Annotated in this window: 14 protein-coding genes; 2 read left to right on the forward strand and 12 right to left on the reverse strand. The window is 63.8% G+C overall.

Annotated elements, in window-relative coordinates; all coding sequences use genetic code 11:
- Positions 1–42: 42 nt before the first annotated feature.
- From miaB to tsaB, 5 genes are all read right to left on the reverse strand, one after another.
- Positions 43–1,437, reverse strand: coding sequence for a tRNA (N6-isopentenyl adenosine(37)-C2)-methylthiotransferase MiaB (miaB, locus tag ACLFLU_RS02285; protein WP_426410751.1), 1,395 nt, complete (start codon positions 1,435–1,437; stop codon positions 43–45).
- Positions 1,438–1,574: 137 nt separating this feature from the next.
- Positions 1,575–2,255 carry an HAD family hydrolase gene (locus ACLFLU_RS02290; protein WP_426410752.1) on the reverse strand — a complete coding sequence of 227 codons (681 nt, stop codon included), beginning with the start codon at positions 2,253–2,255 and terminating at the stop codon, positions 1,575–1,577.
- A gap of 4 nt (positions 2,256–2,259) precedes the next feature.
- Positions 2,260–2,715, reverse strand: a complete 456-nt coding sequence (locus ACLFLU_RS02295) for a Fur family transcriptional regulator (RefSeq protein ID WP_148773494.1) — start codon at positions 2,713–2,715, stop codon at positions 2,260–2,262.
- Between the two features lie 37 nt (positions 2,716–2,752).
- On the reverse strand, positions 2,753–3,238 hold the full coding sequence (gene rimI / locus ACLFLU_RS02300; RefSeq protein WP_426410753.1) for a ribosomal protein S18-alanine N-acetyltransferase: 486 nt from the start codon (positions 3,236–3,238) through the stop codon (positions 2,753–2,755).
- Entirely contained in the window at positions 3,235–3,930 is a 696-nt protein-coding gene (gene tsaB / locus ACLFLU_RS02305; protein ID WP_426410754.1) for a tRNA (adenosine(37)-N6)-threonylcarbamoyltransferase complex dimerization subunit type 1 TsaB, read from the reverse strand. The genes rimI and tsaB overlap by 4 nt, the downstream gene beginning before the upstream one ends.
- A gap of 311 nt (positions 3,931–4,241) precedes the next feature.
- Here tsaB and ACLFLU_RS02310 point away from each other — a divergent pair, with 311 nt between their 5' ends.
- Complete coding sequence (locus ACLFLU_RS02310) at positions 4,242–5,927, forward strand: methyl-accepting chemotaxis protein (protein ID WP_426410755.1); 1,686 nt, start codon at positions 4,242–4,244, stop codon at positions 5,925–5,927.
- A 133-nt stretch (positions 5,928–6,060) separates the two neighbouring features.
- Here the strand turns inward: ACLFLU_RS02310 and ACLFLU_RS02315 are convergent, their stop codons facing one another.
- The 5 genes from ACLFLU_RS02315 to murJ all read right to left on the reverse strand — a co-directional run bounded on the left by ACLFLU_RS02315 (position 6,061) and on the right by murJ (position 10,413).
- Positions 6,061–6,630 carry a NifU family protein gene (locus ACLFLU_RS02315; RefSeq protein WP_426410756.1) on the reverse strand — a complete coding sequence of 190 codons (570 nt, stop codon included), beginning with the start codon at positions 6,628–6,630 and terminating at the stop codon, positions 6,061–6,063.
- 145 nt (positions 6,631–6,775) lie between these two features.
- The gene (locus ACLFLU_RS02320; protein WP_426410757.1) at positions 6,776–7,270 is read right to left on the reverse strand and encodes a universal stress protein; all 495 of its coding nucleotides are present in this window, start codon (positions 7,268–7,270) and stop codon (positions 6,776–6,778) included.
- A 67-nt stretch (positions 7,271–7,337) separates the two neighbouring features.
- Positions 7,338–7,733, reverse strand: coding sequence for a hypothetical protein (locus ACLFLU_RS02325; RefSeq protein WP_426410758.1), 396 nt, complete (start codon positions 7,731–7,733; stop codon positions 7,338–7,340).
- Positions 7,734–7,746: 13 nt separating this feature from the next.
- Positions 7,747–8,799: a tryptophan--tRNA ligase gene (trpS, locus tag ACLFLU_RS02330; protein WP_426410759.1), complete on the reverse strand. Its 1,053-nt coding sequence runs from the start codon at positions 8,797–8,799 to the stop codon at positions 7,747–7,749.
- An 81-nt stretch (positions 8,800–8,880) separates the two neighbouring features.
- Positions 8,881–10,413, reverse strand: a complete 1,533-nt coding sequence (gene murJ, locus ACLFLU_RS02335) for a murein biosynthesis integral membrane protein MurJ (RefSeq protein ID WP_426410760.1) — start codon at positions 10,411–10,413, stop codon at positions 8,881–8,883.
- 124 nt (positions 10,414–10,537) lie between these two features.
- Between murJ and ACLFLU_RS02340 the strand changes: the two genes are divergently transcribed.
- Positions 10,538–11,539: an adenosine kinase gene (locus tag ACLFLU_RS02340; RefSeq protein ID WP_426410761.1), complete on the forward strand. Its 1,002-nt coding sequence runs from the start codon at positions 10,538–10,540 to the stop codon at positions 11,537–11,539.
- Between the two features lie 113 nt (positions 11,540–11,652).
- Here the strand turns inward: ACLFLU_RS02340 and ACLFLU_RS02345 are convergent, their stop codons facing one another.
- Together ACLFLU_RS02345 and ACLFLU_RS02350 are read right to left on the reverse strand one after the other, a co-directional pair.
- Complete coding sequence (locus tag ACLFLU_RS02345) at positions 11,653–13,359, reverse strand: AMP-binding protein (protein WP_426410762.1); 1,707 nt, start codon at positions 13,357–13,359, stop codon at positions 11,653–11,655.
- Between the two features lie 98 nt (positions 13,360–13,457).
- The gene (locus tag ACLFLU_RS02350) at positions 13,458–14,651 is read right to left on the reverse strand and encodes a serine hydrolase domain-containing protein (protein ID WP_426410763.1); all 1,194 of its coding nucleotides are present in this window, start codon (positions 14,649–14,651) and stop codon (positions 13,458–13,460) included.
- Between the last annotated feature and the right edge of the window lie 301 nt (positions 14,652–14,952).

A 14,952-nucleotide genomic window follows, 5' to 3' on the forward strand; every position in this document is an offset into this window, starting at 1 on the left:
GGAGCGATAGAAGACGAATCCGATGCGCTTTTTGGCAAGGGTTCAGGCTCCAGTGGCGATGGATGATAAAGCGGGCTCGCGCGTGCGTGGCGTGGCGAGCTCGCCGAGGAAGCTGTAGCGCTCGAGGCTGTCGATCCGCACCGGCAGGATTTGTCCGATGATGTCGGGCGAGGCCATCACATGTGCAGGCTGAAGGAAGGCGGTGCGGCCGACGATCTGGCCGTCCTTGCGCGCCGGACGTTCGAACAGCACGTCGACCGTTGAGCCAATCGCAGCCTTGTTGAAGGCCGATTGCTGGCTGTCGATCAATTCCTGGAGCCGCTCCAATCGCTGGTCCATCTCGGCGGGGGACACCGTCTCCTGCATATCCGCGGCCGGCGTTCCCGGCCGGGCGGAGTATTTGAACGAATATGCGGCAGCGTAGCCGATTTGCGTGACAAGCGCGAGTGTGGCGAGAAAATCTTGCTCGCTCTCGCCGGGGAAGCCGACGATAAAATCTGATGAAAAAGCAATGTCTTGGCGCGCCGACCGGAAACGGTCGATGACACGCCGGTAATCATCGGCGGTATGTTTCCGGTTCATGGCGGCGAGAATCCGGTCCGAACCCGACTGCACCGGCAGGTGCACGAACGGCATCAGTGCATCGAGATCGCGATGGGCTGCAATCAAGCTGTCATCGACGTCGCGGGGATGACTGGTCGAATAGCGCAGCCGCGCGATGCCGGGAATCCCGGCCAGGCGCTCCAGCAATTGGCCGAGTCCCCAGCTTTTTCCGTCCGGTCCGTCGCCGTGATAGGCGTTGACGTTCTGGCCGATCAGCGTGAGCTCGCGCACGCCGTTGTCGGCGAGGCGCTTCACGTCGTCGATGATCTTTGCCACCGGGCGCGAGACTTCCGCGCCGCGCGTATAGGGCACCACGCAGAAGGTGCAGAACTTGTCGCAGCCTTCCTGCACCGTGACGAACGCGGAAATGCCGCGCGCGCGGATCGCATCGGGCCTGGGCTGGGCGAGGAAGCCGAATTTGTCCGCGGCTGGAAACTCGGTCTCGATTGCGCGGCCTTCATGACCGGCGCGCTTCAAGAGCTCGGGCAGGTGATGATAGCTCTGCGGACCGACCACGACGTCGACCGTGGGCGCGCGGCGCACAATCTCCTCGCCTTCGGCCTGCGCGACGCAGCCCGCCACCGCAATCTGCATGGTGCGGCCCTCGCGTGCGGCCTCGTCCTTGGCGACGCGCAGGCGGCCGAGCTCGGAATAGACCTTTTCAGAGGCCTTTTCGCGAATGTGACAGGTGTTGAGGATGACGAGATCGGCGTCCTCGGCGTTATCAGTCTCCACGAATCCTTCCGGAGCCAGCGTGTCCACCATGCGCTGGGCATCGTAGACGTTCATCTGGCAGCCATATGATTTGATGTGCAGCTTGCGCGGCGGCTTCATGGAACCCGGAATTGAGGTGGAGGACGGCTCTCAGATATAGGCTGGGGGCCCGAAAATCCAGCGATTGGGGCCTGAAAGGGGCGTTCCAGGCTACGACGCAGCCGAGAAGTGCGGAATCGGGAGATTTGGCGCCGGATTCAGCCCGTCAGGGCCTCCACTGCGGCCCGCCGGACCAGTTCAGGCAATTGATGCATGTCCGAGAAGGTCAGGTCGGCACCGGCCTCGCGCAGGGTCTCGGCATGGCCGGCCCCGCAATGGCTGCCACCGTAAAAGCCGAACACTTTCATCCCCGCCGCCCGCGCCCCGGCGATGCCGGCGAGGCTATCCTCGACCACGACACAGCGCTCGGGCGGGATGCCCATTTGCTTCGCCGCAAACAGGAACAGATCCGGCGCAGGCTTGCCGTTTGTCACCTGCGAGGACGAGAAGATGTTCGGCGCGAGACGGTCGTAGAGCCCGGTGCTCCCCAGGCTCACTTGCATGCGCTGATGCGAGCCGCTGGAAGCGACGCAGACGGCTTGCGTGACGACATCGAGTACGTGGTGAATGCCGCGGATCTCCTCGAGGCCGGCCTCGAATGCGCGGAACAGCTCGTCCTGCAGATCGCCGTGATAGGCCTCGGGCAGCTTGCGGCCGAGTTCGGTTTCGATCTCGAGATTGGCCTGTTTTGTCGAGCGGCCAAGGAAGCGCTCGGACACCTGCTCCGATGTGATCGGATAGCCGTGCCGGGTCAGCACGTCCGCATGCGCACGACAGGAGATCACCTCGCTGTCCACGAGCACGCCGTCGCAATCGAAGATGATGAGATCAACGGCCACTAGATCAAGACGTCGGCTTGTCGTCGTCGAGCGGAACGCAATAGAGCTCGAGCCGGTGATCGACCAGCTTGTAGCCGAGCTTGCGGGCGATCTCCGCCTGGAGCTTCTCGATCTCTTCCGAGGTGAACTCGATCACCTTGCCGTCGCGCAGATTGATGAGGTGGTCGTGATGGCTGTCGCGCATTGTCTCGTAGCGCGCGCGGCCCTCGCGGAAATCGTGGCGCTCGATGATGCCGGCATCCTCGAACAGCTTCACGGTGCGATAGACGGTCGAGATCGAGATCTTGTCGTCGACGGCGACACAGCGCCGGTACAATTCCTCGACGTCGGGGTGATCGACCGCTTCCGCAAGCACGCGGGCGATGACGCGGCGCTGCTCGGTCATGCGCATGCCGGTGGCGGCACAGCGCGCCTCGATGCCGGATGCCTTGGATGCGGGAGAAGGTTTAAGTCCAGTCATGTGATGTCTGCCTGACGGGCGCTTTCTGCCATCGATATTACGACAAGTCACGTCGCATCAGAAGTGCGTTCAATTGTTCCCCGTTGGCCTGCTTATAGTAGCGTTCGCGGCGCCCGACCACCACGAATCCGCCTCTGTCATAGAGCCGTCGTGCCGGCTGATTGTTCTCCTCGACCTCCAGAAATATCGTGCGCACGCCTCGCCCTGCGAGGTGACCGAGATGGGTCATCAGCAGCGTGCGGGAAAGGCCGCGGCCGCGATGGGACTGGTCGACCGCGACCGAGAGGATTTCGGCTTCGTCCGCACCGATCCGCGACACTGCAAAGCCGATCGTCTTGCGCCCCAGGCGCAAGCGGTGGACGAGCGTGTTGCGCTCGCTGAGCATGGTCTCGAACTCGCTTTCACCCCAGCCGTGCGCGAAGGAGGCGCGGTGGAGCTGCGCCAGCCGCGCCGCGTCGCGCGCGGACGCCGGTTCGACGGCAGCGGTGCCGCCGCGCCACCATTCCGAAAACCATCTCATCATGACGTTGCGGCTTGAGCTGCGAGCAGCGGCTGGGCCGCCGGCTTTGCATCGGGGGCCTTCAGATAGAACGGCCGCGCCGGATTGGTGTCGGGATTTGCCGCGGCGCCGAGCCAGGCGACCCAGCTGATGTCAGGCGCGGGCTGCGCGTCGACCGAAACAGGTTGCGGCACATCCTTCGGCCAGCGTTCGGCGAGAATCTTCGCAGCATTGCCGACCAGATGCGGCGCGCCGAATTGCGAGGCCGCGATCGCCTCGTCGATGGGAGCGACGGCCGGCCGCACCAGCAAACTGCCGTCGCCGGCGACGATCTGGAAATAGACGTGATCGTGTCGCGCATCGATCGCCGAGATCACCGGCGCCGGTCCGCTCTGGCCGACAATGGCGGCCGCATAGGCCGACAAGGTCGTCAGTCCGACGGCCGGCCGCTTGGCCGCGAGCGCAAGACCGCGGGCTGCCGAAATGCCGACGCGCAAGCCGGTGAAGCTGCCGGGGCCGACCGTGACCGCGATGCGGTCGAGCGCCGTGAAACCGAGATCGGCCGACTGCATCGCGCGCGCGATCATCGGCATCAGCGCCTCGGCATGGCCGCGCTTCATCAGCTGTTGCTCCTGCGCGAGGAGCTCACCGGCGTCGGTGTCGAGAACGGCAGCCGCGCACGCCTCCAGCGCGGTATCGATGGCAAGGATCAGCATCGAATCAGCTTAGTCGGTTCCGCTCCGGTTGAACCAGTGCAAGTTTGATTTCTCGACAGGCGCATGATCGGACCCGTAATTCTACGTACACGGGAACTGGCAAAATTTTCACGCCCTTCTTGGGAGGCGAATGCACGGATCTGCAACCTCTGGGATAGCTAAGTATTTGAAATATTTAAATTTTAAGAAAGCGTTAGGAATCAAATGCCACTTTCCGTGCATAGCAAAAAAGCGAGTCAACGACGACCCGGACGATGCATTTGGGCAAATCAGGCCGCGCGAGGTCCGGGCATTCGCAATGGGGTTCATTAATGTCTTTTTGGCGAAGCGGCTCCTCGGCACGGGAGGCTTTGGCTCAGGTCACAGCGCTCGGTAAATCGCAGGCAGTGATCGAGTTCAATCTCGACGGCACCATCATCACCGCCAACCAGAACTTCCTCGACGCTGTCGGCTACCGGCTCGACGAGATCAAGGGCAAGCACCATGGCATGTTCGTCGTGCCGGAAGTGCGCAGCAGCCCAACCTATCGCGAGTTCTGGGCGCGTCTCGGTCGCGGCGAACATCAGTCCGCCGAGTACAAGCGACTTGGCAAGGGCGGCCGCGAGATCTGGATCCAGGCGTCCTACAATCCGATCATCGACAAGGCCGGCAAGCCGGTGAAGGTCGTCAAGTTCGCGACCGACATCACCGCGCGCAAGATTCGCAGCCTGGAAGATGCTGGAAAGATTTCCGCGATCGGCCGCGCCCAGGCGGTGATCGAGTTCAATCTCGACGGCACCATCATCACCGCCAATGAAAACTTCCTGGCCACGTTGGGCTACCGGCTCGACGAGATCCAGGGCCAGCATCACAGAATATTCGTCGGCGCCGGCGAGCGCGACAGCGCCGCCTATCGCGAGTTCTGGGCCAAGCTTGGCCGCGGCGAATTCCAGTCCGGCGAGTACAAGCGCATCGGCAAGGGCGCCAAGGAGGTGTGGATCCTCGCTTCCTACAATCCGATCCTCGACGACGCCGGCAAGCCGTTCAAGGTGGTGAAGTTCGCCACCGACATCAGCGCGCAGAAGCTGTCGAACGCGAATTTCGCCGGCCAGATCGAGGCCATAGGCAAGTCGCAGGCCGTGATCGAGTTCGATATGGACGGCAAGGTCCTGACCGCGAACGAAAACTTCCTGGGCGCGCTCGGCTATGCGCTGTCCGAGATCGTCGGCCGGCATCACAGCATGTTCGTGGAGGCCGAACAGCGCGACAGCGACGCCTATCGCGCCTTCTGGACCCGGCTGAACGCCGGCGAATTCCAGTCCGGCGAATATCAGCGCGTCGGCAAGGGTGGTCGCGAGGTGTGGATCCAGGCGTCCTACAATCCGATCCGCGATCTCAACGGCAAGCCATTCAAGGTGGTGAAATACGCATCCGACACGACAGCGCAGGTGATCGCGCGCAAGCGCAGCGAGAAGGTGCGCAGCATGATGGAATCGGTCGCCGCCGGCGCCGAGGAGCTGAATGCCTCAGTGCGCGAGATCGCCGAAGCGATGACGCGTTCGCGCGAGACCGCATCGACCGCGGTCGATCGGGTCGAGGCGGCGGATCAGCAGGCGCAGCGGCTGACGCAGGCGGCTGAATCGATGAGCTCGATCGTGCAGCTGATCGGCAACATCACCGGTCAGATCAACCTGCTGGCGCTGAACGCCACCATCGAATCCGCGCGCGCGGGCGAGGCCGGTCGCGGCTTCGCGGTGGTCGCATCCGAGGTGAAGAACCTTGCCAATCAGGCCAAGCAGGCGGCTGACCGGATCGAGCAGGAGATCGGCAATCTGAACGGCATCTCGGGCGACGTCGTCTCCGCGCTGGACGCGATCAAGAGCGCGATCCAGGGTGTCAGCGAATACGTCTCGTCAACGGCCGCCGCCGTCGAGGAGCAGAGCACCGTCACCCAGGAGATGTCGACGAGCATGCGCAAGGCGGCCGAGGAAGCCGCGAATATTGGGCAGGCGGCGTAGGAAAATCTCGTAGGGTGGGTTAGCCGAAGGCGTAACCCACCACGTCTGCCGCGCAGGAAGGAGAAGAGGTGGGTTACGCCGAGCAGATGCGCTTTGCGCATCTGCAGGGCTAACCCACCCTACGGCACCGTGCCTACATCGGCCGGACTTCGACCACGTCAGGCACGAAATGCTTCAGCAGATTCTGGATGCCGTGCTGGAGTGTCGCGGTCGATGACGGGCAGCCGGAGCAGGCGCCCTTCATGTTGAGATAGACGATACCGTCCTTGAAGCCGCGGAAGGTGATGTCGCCGCCGTCATTGGCGACCGCCGGCCGCACGCGCGTCTCGATCAGATCCTTGATCATGTCGACCGTCTCGGCATCGGCCTCGTCGAAGAACTCGTCCTCGTCGTCGAGATCGACATCGGCTTGCGCAGCGCCATCGGCGAGCAGCGGGGCGCCGGACATGTAGTACTCCATGATCGCGCCGAGGATCGCGGGCTTGAGCTGCTGCCATTCACCGTTCGCCTTGGTGACGGTGATGAAGTCCGATCCATAGAACACGCCGCTGACGCCGGGCACCTCGAACAGCTTTTCCGCGAGCGGCGAACGTGCCGCCGATTCGCGGCTCGAAAACTCCATCGGGCTGCCGTCGACCACGACGCGGCCGGGAATGAATTTCAACGTAGCGGGATTGGGGGTGGCTTCGGTTTGAATGAACATGGTTTTCTCCAGACGTCGCCGGTTCAAGGCCGGCGCGTGCTCCATCCAGTAGCAGATGGCGACGGCGAACGCACGGTCAAGGGGATGGGCCGTCGTTTCGCTGTTATTTCAGCGGGTTAGGATGGTGCCGATCCTCCGCCGGAGGCTACGCCAGCGAATCCACGCTTCCGTCGCTCAGCGCACCTGAAATGACGGTCACCGGCACCGGAAACGTGCCGAGCGCGTGCGTGAGCAGCGCCACCCACGGGCCCGGCCCTTCCGCGCCGGGGCTGGCGGCGAGCACGAGCATGGCGATGTCAGGGTCTTCGTCGATCACCGCAAGCAACTGTTCCATCGCGGCGCCCTCGCGGATGAGCCGTTCCGGCGTGATCGCGGCAATGCCGTTGGCGCGGCCGGCGGCGCGGTCGAGCGCGGCTTCCGCCGCTTCATGCGCCTCGGCGCGCATGATGTCGGCGACACCCAGCCATTGCTGGTTCTGATCCTCGATCTCGATGATGCGCAGCATCACCACGCCGCCGCCGGCGCGGATCGCCCAGCGGCTGGCGTAATAGACCGCGCGATCCCATTCGGCGGTGTCGTCGACGATGACGAGGCATTTGGGCTTGTGACCCGGCTCGAAGCAAAGTCGCTTGCTGGTCATGCCTATCCCGGAAGGTGCACAGGGCGCATGCTGCCACGACGCGGCCGTTTTCGACAAGCGGCGTCGCTTAGGCCGAACGATCCCAGGGGATCGGCACCGGCGCCTTCGCGGCTGCAACACTTTCCGCGTCGCCGGGCGTCACCGCAATGATGTGCCGGTATTCGAACGGAAGCTCGGTTCCGTACCAGAACTCATTGTTCTCGGCCACGGAATGCGGTTGATTGGCGAGCATGCCGACATAGCCATCCGGTGTGTGCTCACGGATAATGACCCACATCCGTTCGACGGCGGGATATTCGTCGCCCTCTACGGTGATTTCGAAGATCAGCTTGGCGTAGTCACCCACTCGGAGCATCTTGCGGAGAGCAAGGTCCGGAATGAGAAAGGTCGCGGGAGCTTCGCGGTGACGCTGCTCGCCGTCGTCGAGGCGCCAGCCGTCTTGACGAAGGTCTGGCGCTCTCATCGATATATTCCCTCTAGCGCCGGCGGATGAAGCCGACGATGTCCTTGGAGAGGTTCATGGTCTCCTCGGCGAGGGCGCGGGCCCGATCGGAACCATCGTTCAGGATGGTATCGATATGGCTGGGGTCGGCGACCAGGCGCTTCATTTCGCCGGCGATCGGCGCGAGCTTGGTGACGCACAGCTCCGCCAGCGCGTTCTTGAAGCTGGAGAACTGGCCGCCGCCGAACTCGCTGAGCACGCTGGCTTTCGATCGGCCGGACAGCGCGGCGAAAATGCCGACGAGATTGTCGGCCTCGGGACGCGTTTCCAGGCCCTTCTCTTCGCTCGGCAAAGGCTCCGGATCGGTCTTCGCCTTGCGGATCTTCTGCGCGATGGTGTCGGCGTCGTCGGTCAGATTGATGCGCGAATTGTCCGACGCATCGGACTTCGACATCTTCTTGGTGCCGTCGCGCAAGCTCATCACGCGCGTCGCCGGCCCCTGAATCAGCGGTTCCGGCAGCGGGAAGAACAGTCCGTCATTGGAGCCGTGGCTGCGGATCGAGTCGCCGAAATCATTGTTGAACTTCTGCGCGATGTCGCGCGAGAGCTCAAGATGCTGCTTCTGGTCCTCGCCGACCGGAACGTGGGTGGCGCGGTAAAGCAGAATGTCGGCGGCCATCAGCACGGGATAGTCGAACAGCCCGACCGAGGCGTTCTCGCGGTCCTTGCCGGCCTTCTCCTTGAACTGGGTCATGCGGCCGAGCCAGCCCATCCGCGCGACGCAGTTGAAGATCCAGGCGAGCTCGGCGTGGCCGGAGACCTGGCTCTGGTTGAACACGATGTGCTTCCTGGGATCGATGCCGCTGGCGATGAACGCCGCGGTCACCTCGCGGGTGTTGCGCGCGAGCTCGGCCGGGCCGCCCCAGACGTCCACGCCTTGCGTGATCGCGTGCATGTCGACGACGCAATAGATGCAATTGTGGGTTTCCTGCATCTTCACGAAGTTGACGATCGCGCCGAGGTAGTTGCCGAGGTGCAGATTGCCGGTCGGCTGGACGCCCGAAAAAACCCGTTCAACGAATGGCATGGGGAGTGTTCCTGGAGGTATTCGGGCCGTCGTTTCCAACAGCGGCGCTGCCCCGTCAAGGGTAATTCGCGGGCCTAACGGTCAGGCGGGCCGCTTCAGGGCATTAACCGCCTCGCGCCAGGACGCCGCGCCGAGGATTTGCAGGAGCAGGCCATAGACGGCGATTCCGGCGCCAATCTGCAAGCCCAGCACGATCAAGCGGACGAGGCCGTGGGCCTCGACCGGCATCAGCCCCGTCGTCAGCCAGAGCAGGGCGCCCATGGCGGCAGCCGCAAGCACGATCCGCGGCAGCCGCGCGCGGGCGGCAGCGTCGACCGAGAAGCCGAATTCGCTGGTGCCGTTCCGAAGCAACGAGAATGCGCTGCTCCAGGCGCCGGCGGCGATGCTCGCGGCGATCCCGCTCGCGCCGAAGAAGTGCCCAAGCAGCACAGCGAGCGCGACTGCGACCACAAAGCCTTTGGCGGTTGCGAGCAGCGGCGTCATCGTGTCGTTGCGGGCAAAGAAGGCCGGCGACAGCGCCTTGATCAGCACATGCGCCGGCAGGCCCAGCGCCAGCCACATCAGTGCGTGTGCGGTCGCTGTACTATCCTCTGCGCCGAAGGCGCCATGCTCGAACAACAGCCGCACGATGGGTTCGGCCAGTACGGCAAGGCCCAGCGTGGCGGGCAGTGCGAGCCCGGTCGCAAGCTCCAGCGCGCGTGACTCCGCATGGGCCACCGCGTCGCGATCGCCGCTCCCAACCGCGCGTGTCAATTCCGGCACGAGCACCGTGCCCATGGCGACGCCGACAATCCCGAGCGGCAGTTCGATCAGGCGATTGGCGAAATAGAGCCAGGACACGGCGGACGGCGTCGCGGAAGCGATGATCGCGCCCGCCACCATCAGCCATTGCGGGCCCGAGCTTGCAATCATGCCGGGAATCGCCTTGGCGAAGAAGCCGCGCATCTCCTTGTCGAAACTTGCGCGCAACGGTGACGCGAGATGCGCACTTCGCTGTGACACCAGCATCAGGAGTTGCAGTAGGCCGGCAATGCCGACGGTCGCCGCCAGCATCCATGCGGCGAGGGACGCATCGGCGTGCCAGACAAGCAGCATCGCGATCGTCGCAATCAGCGCGATGTTGAACAGCAGCGGCGAGAACGCCGTGAGCGCAAATCTCTCTTGCGCGTTCAGCAGCCCCATCAGCACCGTGACCGGGCCGGCAAAGGCGAGATAAGGCAGCATCAGCCGCGCGTTCTGGACGGCGAGATCGAGCGTGGGGCTGCCGACGAAGCCCGGCGCGATGATCATGATGATCAGCGGCATCAACAGCGCGATCACGATGGAGATCACGATCAAGGCCGCGCTGACCGTGCCGAGCACGCGTCCCGCAAATGCGGCGGCGGCCTCTTCGCCATCGCGGTCACGGACGCGCAGCCAGGCCGGGATCAGCGCCGCATTGAGTGCCCCTTCGCTGAGCAGGCGCCGCACCACATTGACGAGCTGGAAGGCGGCCAGAAAGGCATCCGCCACGGCGCCGGTGCCGAGCAGCGCCGCGATCAGGGAGTCGCGGGCAAAGCCCAGCAGCCGCGAGGCCAGTGTTCCCGTCGAGACGGTCAGGAAGGAGCGGATCATCGGCTGTTATAATACCGTTGCTTGCTCGGGCCCGGCGGAACGTGATAGGCCGCCAGCTACATTTTCAGGCGGACAGGAAGCGGATTTTCCGCAACTCCGCAATCGGGCAACGGGATCAAAGTGAATGGCTGACGTGAAATATGACGTTCTCGGCATCGGCAACGCGCTGTTCGACGTGCTGGTCCGGACCGATGAAGCCTTTTTGGTCAAGCACGGCATGGCCAAGGGCAGCATGTCCCTGATCGATGAGGCGCGGGCCGCCGCGATCTATGCTGACATGGGCCCGGCGACCGAAGTCTCGGGCGGCTCGGCCGCCAACACCATCGTCGGCATCGGCAGCCTGGGCGCGCGTGCCGCTTATGTCGGCAAGGTCAAGGACGACCAGATCGGCAAGCTCTATGTCCACGACATCCGCGCCGCCGGCGTCGCCTTCAACACGCCGCCAGCGAAGGACGGCCCGGCCACCGGCTGCTCCTACATCCTGGTAACCGGCGACGGCGAGCGCACCATGAACACCTATCTTGGCGCGGCGCAGGATCTTTCGCCGGCCGACATCGATCCGGCCGAGATCGCGGCCGCCAAGATCGTCTATCTCGAAGGCTATCTCTGGGATCCGCCGGGCGCCAAGGAAGCCTTCCTCAAGACCTCCAAAATCGCCCACGAGGCCGGCCGCAAGGTGGCGCTGACGCTGTCGGACTCCTTCTGCGTCGGCCGCTATCGCGACGAATTCCTTGGGCTGATGCGCAACGGCACGGCCGACATCGTGTTCGCCAACGAGTCCGAGCTGCACTCGCTCTACGAGACCTCCGATTTCGACACCGCGCTCAAGCAGCTGCGCAACGACGTCAAGCTCGGCGTGGTCACCCGTAGCGAGAAGGGCTGCGTGGTGGTGACGCCGACGGATGCCGTCGCGGCTCCAGCCTCGCCGATCGCGCAGCTGGTGGACACCACCGGCGCCGGCGATCTGTTCGCGGCCGGCTTCCTGTACGGCCTCTCACGCGATCTGTCGCACAAGCAGTGTGGCGAGCTCGGTGCGCTTGCGGCAGCCGAAGTCATCCAGCACATCGGCGCGCGCCCGCAAGTCTCGCTGAAGGAATTCGCGCAGCAGCGCGGGCTGACGGTTTAGGGTAGGGCCGCCTCTCTCCCCGTCATTGCGAGGAGCGCAGCGACGAAGCAATCCAGAGTCTCTCCGCGGAGGCAGACTGGATTGCTTCGCTGCGCTCGCAATGACGATCGGCCTCACGCCGTCTTCGCCGCCTTCAGTCCCAACCGCTGCTCGACCGCTTCGCGCATCACGAACTTCTGGATCTTTCCGGTCACGGTCATCGGAAATTCGTCGACGAATTCGACGTAGCGCGGGATCTTGTTGTGGGCGATCTGGTCATCGCAGAAGGCGCGGACTTCCTCTGCGGTCAGCTGCTCACCTGATCTGACACGGATCCAGGCGCAAAGCTCTTCGCCGTAGCGGGTGTCGGCCACGCCGAAAATCTGCACGTCCTGGATCTTCGGGTGACGGTACAAGAATTCCTCGATCTCGCGCGGATAGAGATTCTCGCCGCCGCGGATCACCAGGTCCTTGATGCGGCCGACGATGTTGCAATAGCCCTCGTCGTCGATGGTGGCGAGATCGCCGGTGTGCATCCAGCCGTTGGCATCGAGCACGTCGCCGGTCTTTTCCTTCTCCTCCCAATAGCCCAGCATGACGCTGTAGCCGCGGGTGCAGAGCTCGCCGCGTTCGCCGCGCTTGACGATCCGACCTTCGAGATCGACGACCTTCACCTCGACATGCGGATGAATCCGGCCGACGGTGGAGACCCGCCGCTCGAGCGGATCGTCTGTCGCGCTCTGGAAGCTGACCGGGCTGGTCTCGGTCATGCCATAGGCGATGGTGACCTCGCGCATGTTCATCTCGGTGTTGACGCGCTTCATCACCTCGATCGGGCAGGGCGCGCCGGCCATGATGCCGGTGCGCAGTGATTTCAGATTGAACGTCGCAAACTCGGGATGATCGAGCTCCGCGATGAACATGGTCGGCACGCCGTACAGCGCGGTGCATTTCTCCTGCTCGATCGCGCGCAGCGTCGCGAGCGGATCAAAGCCCTCGCCGGGATAGACCATGGTCGTGCCGAGCGTGACGGAGGCGAGGTTGCCCATCACCATGCCGAAGCAATGATAGAGCGGCACGGGAATGCAGATGCGATCCTGTTCGGTCAGGCGCATCGCGCGGCCGGTGAAATAGCCGTTGTTAAGGATGTTGTGGTGCGTCAGCGTCACGCCCTTGGGCGAGCCGGTGGTGCCGCTAGTGAACTGGATGTTGACGGGATCGTCGAACTGAAGCGCCGCGCCAAGCGCGGCGAGCTGCTCGCGATGCTCGGCCCCACCCATGTGCGCGACGTCCTCGAAGGGGATCGTGCCCGATGCCGGGGGGCCGCCGATCTGGATCACCATGCGCAGGGCCGGCAGCCGCGCCGCCTGCAGCTGTCCGGGCCTCGCGCTCGCCAGCTCCGGCAGCAGCGTGTTGAGCATCTCCATGTATTGGCTGGTCTTGAACGCCGTCGCGGAGACGATCGCCGCGCAGCCGACTTTCTTCAGCGCGAACTCCAGCTCGCTGAGCCGATAGGCGGGATTGATCGTGACCAGGATCAGGCCGGCCTTGGCGGCGGCGAACTGGGTCAATGTCCATTCCGGCCGGTTCAGCGACCAGATGCCGATCCGCTCACCGCGCTCGAGACCAAGCGCGAGAAAGCCCGAAGCGAGCGCGTCGATGCGTTCGGCGAATTCGGTCCAGGTCCATCGCACGCCGTGGCTGGGTGAGACCAGCGCCTCCCGCGTACCCCAGCTCCGTACCGCATGGTCGAGGCTGCGACCGATGGTGTCGCCGAGCAGCGGCGTGTCCGAGATGCCGCAAACGTAGCTGTCGGCTTGGCTTGCATGAACGTCCGCCAAGTTCGCCTCCTCAAAATTGTTGCCTCGTGCCCGAAGCCGATGGCGTTGGGGCACGAGGTTATCCCTTGCCGCGAAGGCGCGCGCCTCATACTAAGGGGTTAGGCCGCTTTCTTCCCGCTGCCCGCATCGAGCCCGGCATAGACGCCACGCTCGAAGCCCGCGAACGCCTGCAGGCATTTCGCATCGGCAAACGGCAGCACCTGCATCAGGATCACGCCGGTGACGTCACGCGCCGGGTCGATCCAATAGTAGGTGTTGGCAAGGCCGGCCCAGGCGAGGCTGCCGGCGCTACGGCCCTCCGCGGTCTTGGCGGTGTTGATCATGAAGCTGAGGCCCCACTTCTTCGCCTGATCCGGATAGAGATCGACGTCGTTGGTGTAGGGCGGCGCCGCCGTCGTCATCTTGGTCATGTTGAGATCGCCCATCTGGTTCTGCCCCATCATGGCGATCGTCTCGGGCTTCAGCACCTGGTTGCCGTTGCCGCGGCCCTTGTTCAGGATCATCTGGGTAAATTTGATGTAGTCACCCGCGGTCGAATAGAGGCCGCCGCCGCCCATGTGGAATTCCGGGTTCTGCTCGAGCTCGAACGGGATCGCGGCGAGCTGGCCGTCCTCACCGCGGGCATGCATGCCGACCAGACGCTTGCGCATGTCGTCGGTGATCTTGAAGCCGGTGTCGGACATGCCGAGCGGCGCGAACAGATTGTCGCGCAGATAAGCATCGAGACGCTTGCCGCTGACGGCTTCGACGGCTTTGCCGACGAAATCGATATTGGTGCCGTATTCCCAGCGCGTGCCGGGATCGGTCATGATCGGCGTCTTCAGCGCGGCATTCTGGCAGGTGGTGATCGCAGGGATGCCGGTCTTCTCAAGATAGACCGCGAGATCGCCGTTCCACATGTTGTAGGCGAAACCGGCGGTGTGGGTCATCAACTGGCGCAGCGTGATTGCGCCCTTCGCCGGCCGTAGCTTTGGTTCGCCCTTGGCATCAAAGCCTTCCAGCACCTGCGGCTTGGCCAGATCAGGCAGCAGCGATCCGATCGGCGCATCGAGCGAGAGCTTGCCCTGTTCGACCAGCTGCATCGCGCCGGCACTCGTCACCGCCTTCGTCATCGAGGCGATCCAGAACACGCTGTCCGCAGTCATCGCATCCGGCTTGGACAGATCGCGCTTGCCGAACGCGCCCTGATACAGAACCTCGTTGCCGCTGGCGGCGATCGCAACAACGCCGGGAATCTCCTTGGCGTCGCTCGTCTTGCTCAGAATCCCGTCGATCTCAGCTTTGCCTTGCATACGCGTTTCCTTCGGTTTGATTATTGTTGGAAGCGATCGATTGTCCTCCCGCATCCGCTGCACGGCAAGCGTGGCCATATGCACCCTGTGGTCGCGATGTCGTGACTTGACGGTCCCTGCGTGGCGCGGGACGACTGATTTGCAACACGTCTTTACAATCTGCGGTGGATGGCCGCAGTTCGCCGTGACCATGGATGGGCTCAGGCGATATGTTTCGAGCGTTTGAAGCACTTGAAACATTTTGTGCGTTGCGGCGTTCGGCATCTGGCCCAATGGGCGGCTGACGTTAAGACTTGAAGCA

Origin of the sequence: Bradyrhizobium ganzhouense (assembly GCF_049949285.1) — a bacterium.
In the GTDB taxonomy this organism is placed as follows: domain Bacteria; phylum Pseudomonadota; class Alphaproteobacteria; order Rhizobiales; family Xanthobacteraceae; genus Bradyrhizobium; species Bradyrhizobium ganzhouense.

Coding starts and splice junctions, on each gene's coding strand:
- murJ (WP_426410760.1), bottom strand. CDS start 10,413: ATGATCCGCTCCTTCCTGACCGTCTCGACGGGAACACTGGCCTCGCGG.
- ACLFLU_RS02350 (WP_426410763.1), bottom strand. CDS start 14,651: ATGCAAGGCAAAGCTGAGATCGACGGGATTCTGAGCAAGACGAGCGAC.
- ACLFLU_RS02340 (WP_426410761.1), top strand. CDS start 10,538: ATGGCTGACGTGAAATATGACGTTCTCGGCATCGGCAACGCGCTGTTC.
- miaB (WP_426410751.1), bottom strand. CDS start 1,437: ATGAAGCCGCCGCGCAAGCTGCACATCAAATCATATGGCTGCCAGATG.
- ACLFLU_RS02325 (WP_426410758.1), bottom strand. CDS start 7,733: ATGAGAGCGCCAGACCTTCGTCAAGACGGCTGGCGCCTCGACGACGGC.
- trpS (WP_426410759.1), bottom strand. CDS start 8,799: ATGCCATTCGTTGAACGGGTTTTTTCGGGCGTCCAGCCGACCGGCAAT.
- ACLFLU_RS02320 (WP_426410757.1), bottom strand. CDS start 7,270: ATGACCAGCAAGCGACTTTGCTTCGAGCCGGGTCACAAGCCCAAATGC.
- ACLFLU_RS02295 (WP_148773494.1), bottom strand. CDS start 2,715: ATGACTGGACTTAAACCTTCTCCCGCATCCAAGGCATCCGGCATCGAG.
- ACLFLU_RS02315 (WP_426410756.1), bottom strand. CDS start 6,630: ATGTTCATTCAAACCGAAGCCACCCCCAATCCCGCTACGTTGAAATTC.
- tsaB (WP_426410754.1), bottom strand. CDS start 3,930: ATGCTGATCCTTGCCATCGATACCGCGCTGGAGGCGTGCGCGGCTGCC.
- ACLFLU_RS02310 (WP_426410755.1), top strand. CDS start 4,242: ATGTCTTTTTGGCGAAGCGGCTCCTCGGCACGGGAGGCTTTGGCTCAG.
- rimI (WP_426410753.1), bottom strand. CDS start 3,238: ATGATGAGATGGTTTTCGGAATGGTGGCGCGGCGGCACCGCTGCCGTC.